The sequence below is a fragment of the Nitrosomonas oligotropha genome (assembly GCF_900106555.1).
Taxonomy (GTDB): Bacteria; Pseudomonadota; Gammaproteobacteria; order Burkholderiales; family Nitrosomonadaceae; genus Nitrosomonas; species Nitrosomonas oligotropha_A.
Genome location: NZ_FNOE01000044.1, coordinates 1 through 16,357 on the forward strand (window position 1 = coordinate 1; position 16,357 = coordinate 16,357).

The following is a 16,357-nucleotide window of genomic DNA, read 5'->3' on the forward strand; positions in this document are numbered from 1 at the left end:
TGTAGCCTGGCTCGTTTCAGTACGTCATAAATCGTTGGGCGGCTGACGTGGAAGTGTTCTGCCAGCTGAACTACCTTCCACAACCGGGTTTGATATAGCCGCCAGATTTCCTGACGATCCAATAATGTTAAGCGAGTGCGTTTGTGTATGTTCATCTACAGTATTCTCCTGAATACTGTAAACAACGCTAGGAATTCTTACACTTTAGATTTAAATCGTGTACATCATTCCACTCTAACAGAGTTCGTTCACTAGTTATTATTACTAAAAACAAGAAAAAACTTGCTAGCGCCAGAGTTTGGGGACTAATGCGTGTAGTAGTTTCTTGTTTTGCCCTTTCCCAGTCATGTTTGAGTAGGTATGAAACACGATCCATAAACTCTTGAAGGCATTCCTTATCCCACCCCGCTGGTATCTTGTTAAGAGCTTTGATAATTGCAAGATCATCTCTATCTACTGGATTCAAAAGAACAACCAAGCGTGCCTCAGCGGATGCTATTCCTTTCAAATTCTGTTCCTGAGTGTATGTCTCTACTTCTGCCACCAGCTCCCGCAGCTTATCGCGCCACGCCTTACGCTCCTTGATAATGTTGTCAATCTTCGCACTTTTGTCCGACTGCGCCTTTGAAAACAAAGCGGTAATCATGGAGGCAATAACGGCAGAGTTCAATATCGCAGCTAAAATCTCATTCGATTCCAAAATAACCTCCTATACACTAACTACAATTAGTCTTCAGAAATGATCAACATAGTGCATCAAAAAATAACATCTTTTTTGTAGAATCTGTAATTACACCAACAGCCTCAATGCCTCCCGATACTTCTCCACTGTCTTTTGCAAAATTTTCTCCGGCAATTCCGGTGCAGGCGCTTTTTTATTCCAATCCTGCGTTTCCAGCCAATCGCGTACGAATTGTTTGTCGAAGCTCGGTGGGTTTTGGCCGGGTTGATATTGGTTGGCGGGCCAGAAGCGGGATGAATCGGGAGTAAGCACTTCGTCGATCAGGTACAGTTCACCAGCATCATCCAGACCGAATTCGAATTTGGTGTCGGCGATGATGATGCCGCGCGCTAATGCATACTCAGCGGCTTCGGAATAAAGCTGGATGGCTTTGGTGCTGACTTTGGTGGTCAATTCCCGGCCGAGTAGTCTTTCTACTTCGGCGACGGCAATGTTTTCATCGTGCGCACCGGCGGCGGCTTTGGTCGATGGGGTGAAGATCGCGCCGCCCGGCAGTTTGTCGGCGAGTTTCAAACCCGGAAGCAATGGAATGCCGCAGATTGCGCCGGTTTGCTGGTAATCCTTCCAACCGGAACCGACCACGTAACCGCGCACAATGGCTTCGATCGGCAGCGGTTTCAGGCGGCGGATCACGAATGCGCGCCCGGCCACTTGATCGCGTTCCTCAGAGGTCACGACCGATTCCGGCGCGATGCCGGTCAAGTGGTTCGGCAGGATGTGCGCGAGTTTGTCGAACCAGAATTGCGACAACGCGGTGAGGATTTTGCCTTTGCCGGGTACGGCGGCCGACAGGATCACGTCAAATGCCGACAAACGATCGGTTTGCACGATCAGTAGTTTGTCGTCACCGACGGCGTAAATATCGCGGACTTTGCCGCGATGCAAAAATGGCAGGCTTTTGATGGTGGTTTCAAACAATGCAGTTTCGGTCATGGTGTTCGCTTTAACTTTGGTCGAGTTGTTGTTTGATATGCAGCGCTTCGCTCAGTGCGGTCTCAATATCGTTGCTCAATACGGTGAAATGCCCCATCTTGCGGCCGGGACGTGCTTCGGCTTTGCCGTACAGATGCAATTTGGCCGAGGGGTGTTGCAGCACGATATTCCAGTCGGGATCGCCGTTGCGCCAGACATCGCCGAGCAGGTTGATCATCACGGCGGGACTGAGTTGCGCAGTCGAACCGAGCGATAAACCGCACAATGTGCGCACTTGCTGCTCGAATTGGGATGTGACGCAAGCATCGATCGAATAATGCCCGCTGTTGTGCGGACGCGGCGCGATTTCGTTAATCACCAGCTCGTCGTCTTGCAGCACGAAAAACTCGACGCACAACACCCCCTGATAATTGAGATTCTTCGCAATCTGACAGGCGATTTCCTGCGCTTTTCCGGCCAGCAGCGGAGCAATCCGGGCGGGCACGATGCTGACATCGAGGATGCCGTTGACATGCTGATTCTCAGCCACTGGAAACGTTGCCACCTTGCCGTCGCTGCCACGCGCGACCACGACCGAGATTTCACATTTCAGTGGCATGAATTTTTCCAGCACACACACGGCATGATTCAATTGCGCGTACGCCGCTGGAAATTCCGCCGCGCTGGCCACCTTGACCTGACCTTTGCCGTCGTAACCAAATTGACTGACTTTCAGAATGCCGGGAAGCAAGTCAGCGGCATCCTGGTCGGCAAAGTCATCCGTCTGCTGGATGACGGCAAACGGCGCCACGGTAAGACCATTGATACTCAGAAATTGTTTTTCCGCAATCCTGTTTTGTGCGACCGAAACACTATAGGCATCCGGGCTGACAGCACACGATTTGGCTAGACTTCGAAGCGAATTCGCAGGGATATTTTCAAATTCGGTCGTTATCGCCGCGCATTGGCTACCGAGCTTCTCCAGCGCTGATGGGTCGGCATAACCGGCGCAGATGAAATCGTCCGCAACTCGCCCGGCTGGACTGCCGCTATCCGGATCCAGCACCGTGACTGGGTAGCCCATTTGCTGCGCGGCTTGCACGAACATGCGCCCGAGCTGTCCGCCTCCCAGCACACCGAGCATCGCGCCAGGCATGATCGCCATTATTCCGGTAACTCGGCGTTAAGTACGGATTCGGTTTGTTTGCGCCGATACTCATCCAACTGTGCACTCAGCTCACTGTTATTCACCGCCAATAGGGCCACTGCAAACAGCCCCGCATTCGCCGCCCCGGCTTGGCCGATGGCAAACGTGGCAACGGGAATGCCTTTCGGCATTTGCACGATCGATAGCAATGAATCCAGCCCTTGTAAATGCTTGGAATTGACCGGCACACCCAACACCGGCAACGTGGTTTTTGCCGCGATCATGCCGGGTAGATGCGCCGCACCACCCGCACCGGCGATGATGCATTGAATGCCGCGCGCTTTGGCTTCTCCGGCAAACTGAAACAGTAAATCCGGTGTGCGATGCGCCGAAACCACCTTGGCCTCATAGGCGATATGAAATTCATCCAGAATAGCCACCGCATGCTGCATCACATCCCAGTCGCTTTTACTTCCCATCACTACACTGATTAACGGTTTAATCATTTCACGGTAACTGGCAAAAATTAAAAATAAATATTCAAGAGAATGTTGTACTATCACACCCTGAAAGCAGGGCTGGCTATTTTATAAGTCTGTGCAATAATCGTGTAATTTATTTCGATCACTGCAACAAAAAACACAACTGGTATTATACTCACCTGATTTAATAGCGAGCTTTTCATTGATTTGCGTTTAAAACTTTACCAGTTATCAATACAACCGGCATTTGCATGAATTTTCAACGCGGAAAACAAAATAACGATCCGGAAATCAATCTGATACCGATGATCGATGTGTTATTGGTGATTTTGATTTTTTTAGTGGTGACGACGACCTATTCAAAATTTGCCGAGCTTGAAATCAGTTTGCCGGAAACCAGTGCAGAACAAGTCGATAAAAATATCGAGAAACCGAACAACATCGATATCACGGTAAGCGCGCTGGGTGATTACACCATTAATCGGGTAGCGGTTAAATCCGCCAGTATCGAGAGCCTGCGCGATGCCTTAATGACTGCAGCCAAAAATCAGCCAGACCCGTTTATCATCATCAACGCGGATGCGAAAGCGACGCACCAATCGGTGATTACGGTAATGGAAGCGGCGCGCTTGGCAGGCTACAATAAAATCACATTCACCACGGAAACCAACAATATCCCATAAGGGAAGTGATCAAATGTTTGATTTGCTAAAAAATTACTACAAAAAACTCACTAAGGAGACCCATATGTCCACTATCAATGTCGATAATTTTTCTCAAGCTGCTCAAGCCGGTACACAATATATTCTGGCGCCCCTGCCCTACGCAAACACTGCGCTGGATCCGGTCATTAGCGCCAACACGCTGAGTTTTCACTATGGCAAGCACCACAAAACCTATGTCGATAACTTGAACAATCTGCTGGCGAATAGCGATCTGGCCGGTAAATCACTTGAAGATATTATCCGCGCATCCGCCGGGCAAGCGGATAAAGCCGCGATTTTCAATAACGCCGCGCAGGTGTGGAACCATATGTTCTATTGGCATAGCCTGAAACCGAATGGCGGCGGCGAACCTTCCGCAGCACTGAAACAAAAAATCGAAGCATCATTCGGCAGTCTGGAAGCGTGCAAAAAAGAATTCGCACAAGCGGCGTTGACACAGTTCGGTAGCGGCTGGGCATGGCTGGTTGTGGACGGCGGTAAAATCGCGATCGTTAAAACCGGCAACGCGGAAACACCGATCACCAAAAATATCCGCCCCCTGCTGACCATCGACGTATGGGAACACGCTTACTATCTGGATTATCAAAACCGCCGCGCCGATTATGTGAATACCATCTTGGATAAACTGATCAATTGGGACTTCGCGGAAGCTAACCTCGGATAATTCCGGATTTTATGACTGATATCACGATCGCCCTGTCAAAAGGGCGAATTTTTGAAGACACGGCGCCGCTGCTCAAAGCGGCGGGTATCGTTGCGCTGGACGATCCCGAATCGTCACGCAAATTGATTCTATCCACCAATCGGGCCAATGTCCGCCTGATTATCGTGCGCGCCTCGGATGTGCCAACTTATGTGCAATACGGCGCGGCCGATCTGGGCATTGCCGGGAAAGATGTGCTGCAGGAGCATGGCGGCGCCGGGTTGTATCAACCGCTGGATCTGAATATCGCGCGCTGCCGCATGATGGTGGCTGTTCCCAATGGTTTCGATTACGACTCCGCCGTGCGTCAAGGCGCACGGTTACGCATTGCCACCAAATATGTGCAAACCGCGCGCGAGCACTTTGCCACAAAAGGTGTGCATGTCGACCTGATCAAGTTGTATGGTTCGATGGAACTGGCGCCATTAGTCGGGTTGGCCGATGCCATCGTCGATCTCGTGTCCAGCGGTAACACTCTAAAAGCCAATAATCTTGTCGCGGTCGAAGAGATTATGCAGATTTCGTCCCGGTTGATCGTCAACCAGGCTGCACTGAAACTGAAACAGGATGCCATTCAGCCGGTGCTGGATGCATTTTCCGCTGCGGTGAAAAAGTAGATAGCCGTGCGCATCTGAAACCCATTCATACCATGATTCAAATAAAACGATTCAAATCCACCGATTCCGATTTCGATTCCTGTCTCGACAAGCTCCTGGCTTTTGAAAATGCGCAGGATGATGCCGTCGATGTCACAGTTGCCAGCATCCTCGCCGATATCCGCAGCCGCAAGGATGCCGCGCTGATCGAATACACCAATCGCTTCGACCGGTTGGCCATTCAATCCGCCAAAGACCTCGAGCTGACGCAGGATCAATTGCAGCATTCGTTAGCAACATTGCCGGATGCTGAACGGACCGCATTACAGCAAGCGGCGGAACGGGTGCGCAGTTATCATGAGAAACAACCGCTCAGTTCCTGGCAATACACCGATGCCGATGGCACATTATTGGGGCAAAAAGTGACCGCGTTGGATCGTGTAGGTCTTTACGTGCCAGGCGGCAAAGCTTCGTATCCCTCGTCGGTATTGATGAACGCGATTCCGGCCAAAGTCGCTGGCGTGCAAGAATTGATTATGGTTGTCCCTACCCCGGATGGCGAACGCAATAATATGGTGCTGGCAGCCGCGGCCATTAGCAAAGTGGATCGCGTTTTCACCATCGGCGGCGCGCAGGCGATTGGCGCATTAGCATACGGCACCGAAACCGTGCCACCGGTCGACAAAATCGTCGGCCCCGGCAATGCGTACGTTGCAGCGGCCAAACGCCGGGTGTTCGGTATCGTCGGTATCGATATGGTGGCGGGACCTTCTGAAATCCTGGTCATTTGCGACGGCAAAACCGATCCCGACTGGATTGCGATGGATTTATTTTCCCAGGCGGAACACGACGAGCTGGCGCAGTCGATCTTGTTGTCGCCGGATGCGGAATTTCTGAATCAAGTCGCACAAAGCATCGACCGCCAATTGGCGGCAATGCCACGCCACAGTGTCATTCGCGCCTCACTGGAAAATCGCGGCGCGTTGATTCAGGTGCAAGATCTGGACGAAGCTTGTGCGATCGCTAACAAAATCGCACCGGAACACTTGGAATTATCGGTTGAGCAACCGGAGAAATGGGCCGATAAAATCCGCCATGCCGGGGCTATTTTTCTTGGCCGTAATGCTTGCGAAGCGTTGGGCGATTATTGCGCCGGCCCCAATCACGTGCTGCCGACCTCACGCACTGCGCGCTTCTCGTCGCCACTCGGTGTTTACGATTTTCAAAAACGCAGTAGTCTGATTCAGGTATCGCAGCAAGGCGCCGAAAAGCTCGGGAAAATTGCATCGATACTGGCCAACGGTGAGGGGTTACAAGCACACGCAAAATCGGCGGAATATCGCTATATTAAACACCGGTAATGACGCATAGCGTGAACCGACTCTCATAGCGGATTTGCACCTCATGCCAGTCATCACTTCGCGCGACCACCCGCTCATCAAACAACTGATCAGACTGGAAGAGTCGTCGCAATATCGTAAAAAAACTGGCTTAACGCTGCTCGACGGCATTCATCTGATTCAGATCTATTGCTCCGTGCTGGGCGCTCCGGAAAATCTGATCGTCAGCCAAGCGTATATTGACGATATCGAGAATGAGCACTTTCTCACCATTCTCTTCGGCCATACCCCTCCCAAACTGACGGTTGTCAGCAATCTCTTATTTCGCGAGATATCTCCGGTCAAAACGCCATCCGGCATCCTCGCGCTGATTGCGCTTCCCGGGTTGAAAAAAGATGTCAGCAACGGGAAGGAGATGTTCAGCGTTCTGTTAGAAACCATCCAGGATCCCGGCAATCTGGGCTCGATTCTGCGTTCCGCAGCTGCCGCCAGCGTCAAGGATGTTTATTTGTCCAAGCAATGTGCCGATGCCTGGTCGCCCAAAACGCTCAGAGCGGCGATGGGGGCACACTTCTTTTTGCACATCCATGAAGACAGTGATTTGCAAAAGGTCGCACAGCAATTTTCCGGAACGGTCGTTGCCACATCGATACAAGCCAACCGGAATCTTTTTGAAATCTCTCTGGTCGGCCCCACCGCTTTTGTATTCGGTAACGAAGGCGCCGGATTATCCAAGGAAATGATCCAGGCAGCAGACGAAAACATCGTGATTCCCATGCCCGGCAAAACCGAATCATTGAATGCGGCAGCCGCGGCGGCCATTTGTTTTTTTGAAAAAGTCCGCCAGGACAGAGCATACGCGGCGGCAACCACTATTGGAACAAAATAACAGGCGGTGTATGATACCGCACCCATCAAAACAGTCACTTTGGAGCATCTATGAAATTTTCTTCTTTATCTCTCATCGCCTTGATGGGATGTTTGTTATTCAGTTCCGCCCAAGTCATGGCCATTCACCATGAACCGCAGGATTCCCAGTCACCGCATGCATCCAGCGTAAAAATGGCGAACAACGAAGGAACCGTTGTCGATATCATCGATACTACCGGCTATACCTACATGGAATTGGAAAATGGCGGCAACCGCTTCTGGATCGCCGCACCGACGACTAAAGTGAACAAGGGCGATCGCATTCGTTTCGTTCAAGATATGGTCATGACCAACTTCACCAGCAAAACACTGAACCGCACTTTCGGAACGCTCGTTTTCGTTTCTTCCACCGAAGTGAAGAAATAATTGCTTATACTACGCCAGTAAAACCAATCAGCAGTTTGTTTTTAAGACTTTTCAGTTCATCCCTGTATTGTGCCGCTTGCTCGAATTCCAAATTCTTGGCGGCACTCAGCATTTTCTTTTCAACCCGCTGAATCTCTTTGGCCAGTTGCGTTTCGTTCATGGCGTCATAGCGCGCCTGTACTTGCGCGGCCTTGAGATTCTGTTGCGCGGATTCATGGTTATAGACGCCGTCAATCAGGTCTTTAATCCGTTTATGCACCGATCGCGGCGTGATGCCATTTTGCAGATTATGCTGCACCTGCTTCTGGCGCCGCCGGTTGGTCTCATCAATGGCAACGCGCATCGAGCGGGTGATCCTGTCCGCATAGAGAATCGCCGTACCATTGATATGACGCGCCGCCCGGCCGATGGTCTGAATCAATGACCGTTCCGAACGAAGAAAACCTTCCTTGTCGGCATCCAAGATCGCTACCAGCGACACTTCGGGAATATCCAATCCTTCGCGCAACAGGTTGATCCCAACCAGCACATCGAATTGTCCCAGGCGCAAATCGCGGATAATTTCGACGCGCTCGACGGTGTCGATGTCGGAATGCAGATAACGCACCTTAATTTGGTGATCGGAAAAATAATCGGTCAAATCCTCCGCCATGCGTTTGGTCAGCGTGGTGACCAATACGCGCTCGTTCTTGGCGGTACGCAAATGGACTTCCGACATTAAATCGTCCACCTGCGTGGCGACCGGGCGCACTTCAATGACCGGATCCACCAGGCCGGTCGGACGCACCACCTGTTCCACCACCTTACCGCTATGCTGTTTCTCATAATCGGCGGGCGTAGCAGATACAAACACGGTTTGCCGCATCCGTTTCTCGAATTCCTCGAATTGTAGCGGACGATTATCCAATGCGGACGGCAGGCGGAAGCCATAATTCACCAGATTTTCCTTGCGTGAACGGTCTCCTTTGTACATCCCGCCGATCTGCGGCACCGTGACATGACTTTCATCGATGATCATCAGTGCATCGGGCGGCAAATAATCGAGCAACGTGGGTGGCGGTTCGCCGGGGTTTTTGCCGGACAGATGACGGGAATAATTTTCAATACCTTTGCAGAAACCCAATTCGTTGAGCATTTCCAGATCGAAGCGCGTGCGCTGCTCCAGGCGCTGCGCTTCGACCAGCCGGTTCTCCGCATGGTAATATTCCAGCCGCTCGCGCAGTTCGGTTTTGATGGTTTCCATCGCGCGCAACGTGGTGCTGCGCGGCGTGACATAGTGACTGGAAGGATAGACAGTGAAACGCGACAGTTTTTGCAGCATACGGCCGGTGAGCGGATCAAACAGCGACATGCTGTCCACTTCGTCGTCGAACAGCGACACGCGCAGAGCCGCCTCCGAGCTTTCCGCCGGGAAGACATCGACCACATCGCCACGCACGCGAAAGACACCGCGTTTGAACTCCAGCTCGTTGCGATCGTATTGCATCTCGGTCAGGCGCTTGATAATGTCTCGCTGCGAAATTTTCTCGCCGCTGCGCAAATGCAGAATCATGCCGTGGTAATCCACCGGGTCACCGATACCGTAAATACACGACACCGTCGCCACGATGATGGCGTCATCGCGTTCCAGCATGGATTTGGTCGCGGACAAACGCATTTGCTCGATATGCTCGTTGATACTGGAATCTTTTTCGATAAATAGATCACGCGCCGGAACATACGCCTCCGGCTGGTAATAATCGTAGTACGAGACGAAATACTCGATGGCATTTTCCGGGAAAAATTCGCGCATTTCCGCATACAGCTGCGCCGCCAGCGTTTTATTCGGCGCGATCACGATGGCCGGACGGCCCAAACGCGCGATCATATTCGCAATCGTATACGTTTTACCCGATCCGGTAACACCCAATAACGTTTGATACGCCAAGCCGTCGTTTATGCCTTCAACCAATTGCGCAATTGCAACCGGTTGATCGCCCGCGGGAGCAAACGCTTGATGTAATTTGTACGGACTATTGGGGAAGGTTGCGATCACAGGTATAATTCCATCATTGAATTGTTTCTTTGTGTCATTTTAACATGCCGGTCTATCTATTTTAGTGCGAGGATTTTTGTGGAACTCTCTAACCGCGTTCAAACCATTAAGCCATCTCCTACTCTTGCCGTCACCGCCCGGGCTGCGAAACTCAAAGCCGAAGGTAAGGACATCATTGGATTGGGAGCGGGCGAACCCGATTTTGATACCCCTCAGCACATCAAGGATGCCGCTATTGCCGCGATCAATAAAGGCCAAACCAAATACACGGCGGTTGGCGGTACACCCGGTCTGAAAAATGCCGTTGTGGCGAAGTTCAAACGGGAAAATAGTTTTGTCTTCGATGCCAAACAAATTCTGGTTTCCTGCGGCGGCAAACAGAGCTTTTTCAACTTGGCATTGTCGGTGATCAATCCCGGCGACGAAGTCATCATTCCGGCACCGTATTGGGTTTCTTATCCCGACATTGTGTTAATCGCGGAAGGCAAACCGGTTTTTATCAATACCGGCATCGAGCAGAATTTCAAAATTTCTGCGGCGCAATTGGAAGCTGCGATTACCCCGAAAACCAAAATGTTTGTCATCAATAGTCCGAGTAATCCGTCCGGAGCGGTTTACACGCTGGATGAACTGAAAGCATTGGGGGAAGTGTTACGTAAGCATCCGCAGATCTTGATCGCTACGGACGATATGTACGAGCATATTCTGTTGTCGGGTCAGAAATTTACTAACATCGTCAACGCCTGCCCGGATTTATTTGCTCAGACCGTGGTTCTAAATGGTGTTTCCAAAGCGTATTCAATGACTGGATGGCGTATTGGCTATTGCGGCGGACCTGCACACATTATTACCGCAATGGAGAATATTCAATCGCAAAGCACGTCCAACCCAAGCTCCATCTCGCAAGCAGCGGCTGAAGCGGCATTGAATGGTGATCAGTCCTGTATGAATCCGATGATCGCGGCGTTCAAGGAACGCAATATTTTTGTTACCGAACAACTGAATCAAATCAACGGGGTGCGTTGCTTATCTTCCGATGGCGCTTTTTATGCTTTTGCGGATGCCCGCCAATCGATCGACGATCTCTACAAGAAAAACTTGATTGGCGCTCAAAACGATATCGCGTTTAGCGAATATCTGCTGGAAAAATCGGGGGTTGCCGTAGTTCCCGGTTCCGCTTTCGGATGTGACGGCTATATGCGCCTGTCTTTCGCCACATCAATGGATAATCTAAAGCAAGCGCTTAGTCGCATCAAGAACCTGCTGAAATAATTGGATTGACTTGGCAAATTTATGTTTTTCTAGTGCAAATTAGCAAGCGCTGCTTTTTTCGTTTTCCCAGCACGCGAAGGAATATTACATAAACCGCACACATGATTGGAATGAATCTCCAGTGAGTGCACGACAAAACTGCCGTGACAATTCACACAAGGCGCTATACACAATACGCCACTTTCCACAAAACGCACCAGGGTCCATGCACGGGTCAAGCTTAATACTTTCTCAAGTTGATGGACCTTGATGTGCTCGTTATAGAGCCGGTAGCTCTTAATCAGCGCATCGATACCATCGATCCCGGTATTTTTCGTCACATAATGATAGATGTTGATAAACAGCGAGGAATGCATATTCGGCTGCCAGCTCATGAACCAATCCTCCGAATACGGCAGCATCCCTTTGGGTGGCGATACCCCTCTAATTTCCTTATACAGTTTAACCAGTCTTTCACGGCTCAGATCGGTATTCATTTCCAGAACCTGTAGCCGGGCACCCAATTCAATTAATTCTGTCGCCAGCTGAATTTGCTTGGCTTCGGTGATAATGCTTCGATTGCGCATGATATTACTCCCTGATTTCGTCTATTGAACGCTATACAATCGCTTCTGCAGGTTTTCCTGCCATTAGGATCGCGGCATGGAATTTGGTAACCGATTGGTCACGGGTATCGTTGGACAGCATATCGGCAATCAATCGATCGTCAAAGCGGAAACGGCACAGTAACATATTGGAAGCCGCCATTTTAATCAGCTGTGCTGAACTCAGTCTTTCCAGTATATCAGCAATATCCTGATTAATTCCCAAGCGATACATGGCGGCTACTCTGTCATCCCGCAACATCTGTTTGGCCAGCAGCAAATAACTTAAATTGATATCTCTGATTTCGTCTAGCAGTTGATTGGTTTCCATTTCATCACCCTTTTTAATTAAAAATATTTGAATTAAAACACCGTAACGCACAGGTGAGATTTTCAATTATGGAGCAGTGGAAGTAAATGGAAGATGAGCTTAAACGAGGTTAGGTAATCTTCTCATCAGGATGTAGGAATTTTACCTACAGGAGAAACCATACATAGAATTGAATTTGGAGGCTTAGCGCCGGGTGCCGGTATCCGCCAAGGGACTTGAGACTCTCAACCAAGGCTATAGCTTCGGCAATAATCTCCGGATCTGTAGGATCGGCAATACTATCATGCGGTATAGAACCGCCTATCTTAAGAATATCGATGGAAAAATGTTCTAAATTCGTAAAAGAAGAAAACGCTAATCGATGCTGTGTTCGTAACGCATGTGGCAGGTATTCGTTTTCTTACTTACAACTCAGCGGATACTCGAAACTATCGGTATAGCCGTGGTAATCGGTGATATGAAAGCCCACGTTACCGGACGCATCGAAAAAGAATTCGCAGAGTAATTCCTTAGAATCAAAATCAAAAATAACGTTAAGTCCAAGCTCTGTGGGTTCCAGCTTTATGATTGAAAGCGTCATGTATTTCGTTACCCGATCTAAAAACAAGCCGGTAAAGTCGATTCCATCCAAAGTCATCGCGAACGTCTCCCAGCGGAGATCGGCTTTTTTGTCCCAGTCATAAATTTCTAGAATGTACTTATCTTCCGTACTTAATGGGGAATCGCCCTTTAGGGAAAACCAAATATTGGGAGATCGGCCAAGCCAGAACGGTACCATAGCCACACCTGAATTTCCTTTCGTGTCACTGACCGTAAACCGCATATCGTAGGCATACGCGTAAGGATAAGGTGGTCCATCAGCTTCAAAAATCAGCTCGCGCAATTGCTGATAGCTGGTGTTAAAAGTGACGGTTAAGCGAGTATCCGTCCTTTCCATAGTGACGTTGCCGTTGTTCAGCAACTCCAGGAATTTGACCATAAACACCCCCGATACATCTTCATAGTCTTGCTCGATTAATTTTTTCTCGATTTTTAGCGTCGCAAAATCGATATCTGCAATACCATCCAAGTCTTCAAACACGACACTCCAGGTGACAACGGAATTGTCGACCGCGCCGCTGACAAAGGGCGGGCTTTTTTCAGTGAACAATTGAATGGTTGGCGATTTATTATCACCTGCAATGCCGCATTTACTGTTAACCAAGGTTTTCGCTTTTGCACTCAAGTCCAGAAAAATTTCGATCGCTGCATCTCTTCCGGTTTCATCGCCGGGTGCGGTTCCCCCGGTAATTTCAATGATATTTCCTTCATACAGCGCATAACCTTTAAAATTGAAGAGTGCTGTTTGCGCGCTGGTCCTGAAGGTGCCAAACATCCAACGATCGGTTTCTCTCTAAGCAAAAAACGCGCTGCCGGAGTTTCTGAAAAAGAATTCAATCGAACTGGATCATTAAAATCGGTAACAGCATCGGCATCGTTCGGATAAGACGCGATATTCACTCGCACTGACCAATGGCTATCGGGGTGAATCGCCGGTGAACCGAACCAAGTAACCGGGACACTGGTATTTAATCCATTCAGCAGTTGCAAACGCGGCATGTTATCAACAGTCATAAATCCTAATGGATCTCCCCCTAGCGCAGTGGCATCGTGGTTTGACCAGTTGCTGACCGGCAGGCATCCGGACTGCACGTTCATCGCTACTGAACCAAATAGGATAACGCACAGAAATTTGTAGAGAAGAAACGCATGGCTATTAGCAAATCGACCGGATGTAAATAAAAAACTTAAGCTGGACACTGAAACCCCGCGAATAAAATTAGAATTCTGAAAACCGTATCCAATGCTAAATAAAATCAGCCAATAGATATTTGATACTTATCAAGTTAAAGCGCTCCCTTGATAAAGTAGAATTGCAAATATCTCATGGAGTTAGGTTCTTACCAAAATATACTAACTACTGAAATAGACGTTAACAACAGAAATTATTTTCCTTTTCGAAAGCGCGCTAGATTTTTTGTGTGCCAAAGTTATCATCGAACGTTTTGAACCCTGAGCTATTATTTTCCGCTAGCGCGGCAATTTTTGCCGGTCTTGCTTTCTATCCGCTATAAAAAATCGAGTAAAAAAGCCCAAACACGGTCTACATCTGTCTTGTCACAGACTGGCATGATCGTTGCTCTTAGCATGTACAGCAATGTTTACATCATTAACCGCAGCACTTATCGATCAGGAATTCCTATGCAAAATAAATTTGAGAGCTTGGAACTCGGCCAATTCATTCCTCTGCACTATCATCACAATATGCTGAACGACACTGCCCGCATGCAAGGGTTTAAAGACGCGATTGACCTAGCCGTCAAGCCGGGCGCCAAAGTGCTTGAGCTGGGGGGCGGTACCGGCGTGCAATCGTTCTTTGCCGCACAAAAAGCACAGAAAGTTTATTGTGTTGAGCGTAACCCGGAACTGATTAGCGCCGCGCGCAATCTGCTGGCGCAAAACAGCAACGGAGACAAAGTCGAAGTGATTCAAGCCGATGCCATGCATTACCTGCCGCCAGAACCGATCGATGTGGTGATCTGCGAAATGCTGCATACCGGTCTGCTCCGCGAAAAACAAATGCCGGTGATCGATTCGTTCAAACAACGCTACTTGAAGAAATTCGGTGGACCATTACCTGCCTTTATTCCAGAAGCGAGCATTCAGGCGATCCAGCCCATACAACACGATTTTCATTTTGCAGGCTTCTACGCGCCAACCATTCAATTCCAGAATCCGTACGCCACTCAGGAACGCAGCACGAGCCTGGGAGATCCCGAAGTATTCCAATTGCTGGCCTATGCCGAACCATACAGTCAAACTTGCCAATGGGATGGCGAAATTCTGATCACCGAAGACGGTCAACTTAATGCTCTGCGGCTCATCACCAAAAATTTACTGGCCATCAATATGTCAACGTGCAGCACCATCGATTGGCACACGCAATACATCGTTTTTCCGTTAGCCGAGCCCATCAAAGTTTCCAGAGGCGATCAAGTTTCCATCCGCTTCAGTTACCAAGGTGGCGCCCCCTTGAATGCCCTGACGGATTCACTGCAAGTACGCCTGATAAGCAAGCAAACCCCAGTGTTGGAATTTGCTATGGAAGCAATGAATCGCTCTGCGGAATTTAGACCCCGGCCGGCTGAAAATGCCAGTATCCGGTAATCACTTCTAACGTTATCAAATTTTTCCAGAGCCTTGCCAGGTCTCGCTTGGCAAGGCTCAATGATGTACCAGAACAGCTGTTTTGTCCGTCTCTAAGAAACCAGATTTCATTCTAGTCTTCACTAATTTCTCCCGCAAAACCCCCTTCAACACACCGGATTCTTAGCAAAAAATTCACATTCTTAGCTCTATACAAACGAGCCGATTCCTATAATCACTTTAAAGGTATCAAATATTTTCTAAGCCTTTCCAGATCTGGCTTTGCACGGCTCAATGGAGTTCCGGAACAACCGTTTTATCCGCTCCTGAAAACCCGGATTTCATTTTAATCTTCGCTAATTTCCTCTCGCCAAACCGTCTTCAATACCCGGAATTATTAACAAAGAATTAACATTTAGGCCCTTATACTGTCGGCCCAATCAAAACAAAAGAGAGAAGTAAGGTGTAAGAAACCTTAGGGTTGTTTACAGAGAGGTTGATTGAAATAAGCGGTGAGTATTTCATAAGGAGTGGCATTATTCAAATTCTTATGAGGCTTAACGGTATTGTAGAAATTAATGAAACGGAGAAGCTGAATGTGCCGATCGGCGCAGTCTTTAAAGTGAATCTTGCTGTGCCACATGTCCATCAGGGTACGGATAACCCGCTCAGCTTTACCGTTGGTTTGCGGACGATTGATACGGGTAAACTTCTGACCGATACCGTGCTGCCTACAAGCCTTGATGAAAGCATGGCCGTCAGTTCCTTTAAATTCTTTGCCGTTGTCAGAATAAGCATAGTCGATCTGGTAAGAACATTGGGCAACAGTGCTTGTGAGAAAGCAAGCTGCACTATGCTGGGTTTTATCGGGAAGAATATCGGCATACAGCTCCCTGGAGAAATCATCGATTGCCACAAATAGATACTCGCGAGGTTCATTGGCGGATTGCCCTTTCAAGAAGGGAAGCCGCTTGGTATCGAAATGAACGAGCTCGCCCGGGTAAGA

The 16,357-nt window shown here is 49.1% G+C and carries 18 protein-coding genes; 8 read left to right on the forward strand and 10 right to left on the reverse strand.

Annotation, left to right across the window (positions count from 1 at the left end; all coding sequences use genetic code 11):
- From BLU57_RS16955 to purE, 5 genes are all read right to left on the reverse strand, one after another.
- The coding region (locus BLU57_RS16955) for a helix-turn-helix domain-containing protein (RefSeq protein WP_176776394.1) at positions 1–155 on the reverse strand (155 nt) is incomplete at its 3' end.
- A gap of 32 nt (positions 156–187) precedes the next feature.
- Entirely contained in the window at positions 188–700 is a 513-nt protein-coding gene (locus BLU57_RS14540) for a hypothetical protein (RefSeq protein WP_090322439.1), read from the reverse strand.
- A 90-nt stretch (positions 701–790) separates the two neighbouring features.
- Positions 791–1,675 carry a phosphoribosylaminoimidazolesuccinocarboxamide synthase gene (locus BLU57_RS14545; protein ID WP_090322442.1) on the reverse strand — a complete coding sequence of 295 codons (885 nt, stop codon included), beginning with the start codon at positions 1,673–1,675 and terminating at the stop codon, positions 791–793.
- Between the two features lie 10 nt (positions 1,676–1,685).
- Positions 1,686–2,819 (reverse strand): 5-(carboxyamino)imidazole ribonucleotide synthase, encoded by a 1,134-nt coding sequence (locus BLU57_RS14550; protein WP_176776464.1) that lies wholly within the window; start codon positions 2,817–2,819, stop codon positions 1,686–1,688.
- A complete protein-coding gene (gene purE / locus BLU57_RS14555) occupies positions 2,819–3,307 on the reverse strand; it encodes a 5-(carboxyamino)imidazole ribonucleotide mutase (protein WP_090322447.1) in 489 nt (162 codons plus the stop codon). Before purE ends, BLU57_RS14550 begins: the two co-directional genes overlap by 1 nt.
- 227 nt (positions 3,308–3,534) lie before the next feature.
- Here purE and BLU57_RS14560 point away from each other — a divergent pair, with 227 nt between their 5' ends.
- The 6 genes from BLU57_RS14560 (at position 3,535) to BLU57_RS14585 (ending at position 7,943) form a co-directional block, all read left to right on the forward strand.
- Complete coding sequence (locus BLU57_RS14560) at positions 3,535–3,966, forward strand: ExbD/TolR family protein (protein WP_090322450.1); 432 nt, start codon at positions 3,535–3,537, stop codon at positions 3,964–3,966.
- Between the two features lie 64 nt (positions 3,967–4,030).
- Positions 4,031–4,672 carry a superoxide dismutase gene (locus BLU57_RS14565; RefSeq protein ID WP_090322470.1) on the forward strand — a complete coding sequence of 214 codons (642 nt, stop codon included), beginning with the start codon at positions 4,031–4,033 and terminating at the stop codon, positions 4,670–4,672.
- Positions 4,673–4,683: 11 nt separating this feature from the next.
- A complete protein-coding gene (gene hisG / locus BLU57_RS14570) occupies positions 4,684–5,328 on the forward strand; it encodes an ATP phosphoribosyltransferase (protein ID WP_090322452.1) in 645 nt (214 codons plus the stop codon).
- A gap of 35 nt (positions 5,329–5,363) precedes the next feature.
- Complete coding sequence (gene hisD / locus BLU57_RS14575) at positions 5,364–6,668, forward strand: histidinol dehydrogenase (RefSeq protein ID WP_090322472.1); 1,305 nt, start codon at positions 5,364–5,366, stop codon at positions 6,666–6,668.
- Positions 6,669–6,711: 43 nt separating this feature from the next.
- Positions 6,712–7,536, forward strand: a complete 825-nt coding sequence (locus BLU57_RS14580) for a TrmH family RNA methyltransferase (protein WP_090322454.1) — start codon at positions 6,712–6,714, stop codon at positions 7,534–7,536.
- A 50-nt stretch (positions 7,537–7,586) separates the two neighbouring features.
- Positions 7,587–7,943 (forward strand): hypothetical protein, encoded by a 357-nt coding sequence (locus tag BLU57_RS14585; protein WP_090322457.1) that lies wholly within the window; start codon positions 7,587–7,589, stop codon positions 7,941–7,943.
- A gap of 4 nt (positions 7,944–7,947) precedes the next feature.
- Here BLU57_RS14585 and uvrB read toward each other — a convergent pair whose 3' ends face one another.
- Positions 7,948–9,978: an excinuclease ABC subunit UvrB gene (gene uvrB, locus BLU57_RS14590; protein ID WP_090322459.1), complete on the reverse strand. Its 2,031-nt coding sequence runs from the start codon at positions 9,976–9,978 to the stop codon at positions 7,948–7,950.
- Between the two features lie 78 nt (positions 9,979–10,056).
- Between uvrB and BLU57_RS14595 the strand changes: the two genes are divergently transcribed.
- Positions 10,057–11,250: a pyridoxal phosphate-dependent aminotransferase gene (locus BLU57_RS14595; protein ID WP_090322461.1), complete on the forward strand. Its 1,194-nt coding sequence runs from the start codon at positions 10,057–10,059 to the stop codon at positions 11,248–11,250.
- Positions 11,251–11,279: 29 nt separating this feature from the next.
- On the opposite strand, the gene flhC is transcribed toward BLU57_RS14595, so the two are convergent.
- From flhC to BLU57_RS14610, 3 genes are all read right to left on the reverse strand, one after another.
- On the reverse strand, positions 11,280–11,816 hold the full coding sequence (gene flhC, locus BLU57_RS14600; RefSeq protein WP_090322464.1) for a flagellar transcriptional regulator FlhC: 537 nt from the start codon (positions 11,814–11,816) through the stop codon (positions 11,280–11,282).
- Between the two features lie 31 nt (positions 11,817–11,847).
- Positions 11,848–12,165 carry a flagellar transcriptional regulator FlhD gene (flhD, locus tag BLU57_RS14605; RefSeq protein ID WP_090322474.1) on the reverse strand — a complete coding sequence of 106 codons (318 nt, stop codon included), beginning with the start codon at positions 12,163–12,165 and terminating at the stop codon, positions 11,848–11,850.
- Between the two features lie 400 nt (positions 12,166–12,565).
- Complete coding sequence (locus tag BLU57_RS14610) at positions 12,566–13,540, reverse strand: hypothetical protein (RefSeq protein ID WP_090322466.1); 975 nt, start codon at positions 13,538–13,540, stop codon at positions 12,566–12,568.
- Between the two features lie 866 nt (positions 13,541–14,406).
- On the opposite strand from BLU57_RS14610, the gene BLU57_RS14615 reads away from it, so the two are divergent.
- Positions 14,407–15,372, forward strand: a complete 966-nt coding sequence (locus BLU57_RS14615) for a class I SAM-dependent methyltransferase (RefSeq protein WP_090322469.1) — start codon at positions 14,407–14,409, stop codon at positions 15,370–15,372.
- Positions 15,373–15,826: 454 nt separating this feature from the next.
- Here the strand turns inward: BLU57_RS14615 and BLU57_RS14620 are convergent.
- The coding region (locus BLU57_RS14620) for an integrase core domain-containing protein (protein WP_218131685.1) at positions 15,827–16,357 on the reverse strand (531 nt) is incomplete at its 5' end.

Coding starts and splice junctions, on each gene's coding strand:
- BLU57_RS14545 (WP_090322442.1), bottom strand. CDS start 1,675: ATGACCGAAACTGCATTGTTTGAAACCACCATCAAAAGCCTGCCATTT.
- BLU57_RS14550 (WP_176776464.1), bottom strand. CDS start 2,819: ATGGCGATCATGCCTGGCGCGATGCTCGGTGTGCTGGGAGGCGGACAG.
- purE (WP_090322447.1), bottom strand. CDS start 3,307: ATGATTAAACCGTTAATCAGTGTAGTGATGGGAAGTAAAAGCGACTGG.
- BLU57_RS14560 (WP_090322450.1), top strand. CDS start 3,535: ATGAATTTTCAACGCGGAAAACAAAATAACGATCCGGAAATCAATCTG.
- BLU57_RS14565 (WP_090322470.1), top strand. CDS start 4,031: ATGTCCACTATCAATGTCGATAATTTTTCTCAAGCTGCTCAAGCCGGT.
- hisG (WP_090322452.1), top strand. CDS start 4,684: ATGACTGATATCACGATCGCCCTGTCAAAAGGGCGAATTTTTGAAGAC.
- BLU57_RS14580 (WP_090322454.1), top strand. CDS start 6,712: ATGCCAGTCATCACTTCGCGCGACCACCCGCTCATCAAACAACTGATC.
- BLU57_RS14585 (WP_090322457.1), top strand. CDS start 7,587: ATGAAATTTTCTTCTTTATCTCTCATCGCCTTGATGGGATGTTTGTTA.
- flhC (WP_090322464.1), bottom strand. CDS start 11,816: ATGCGCAATCGAAGCATTATCACCGAAGCCAAGCAAATTCAGCTGGCG.
- flhD (WP_090322474.1), bottom strand. CDS start 12,165: ATGGAAACCAATCAACTGCTAGACGAAATCAGAGATATCAATTTAAGT.
- BLU57_RS14610 (WP_090322466.1), bottom strand. CDS start 13,540: ATGTTTGGCACCTTCAGGACCAGCGCGCAAACAGCACTCTTCAATTTT.
- BLU57_RS14615 (WP_090322469.1), top strand. CDS start 14,407: ATGCAAAATAAATTTGAGAGCTTGGAACTCGGCCAATTCATTCCTCTG.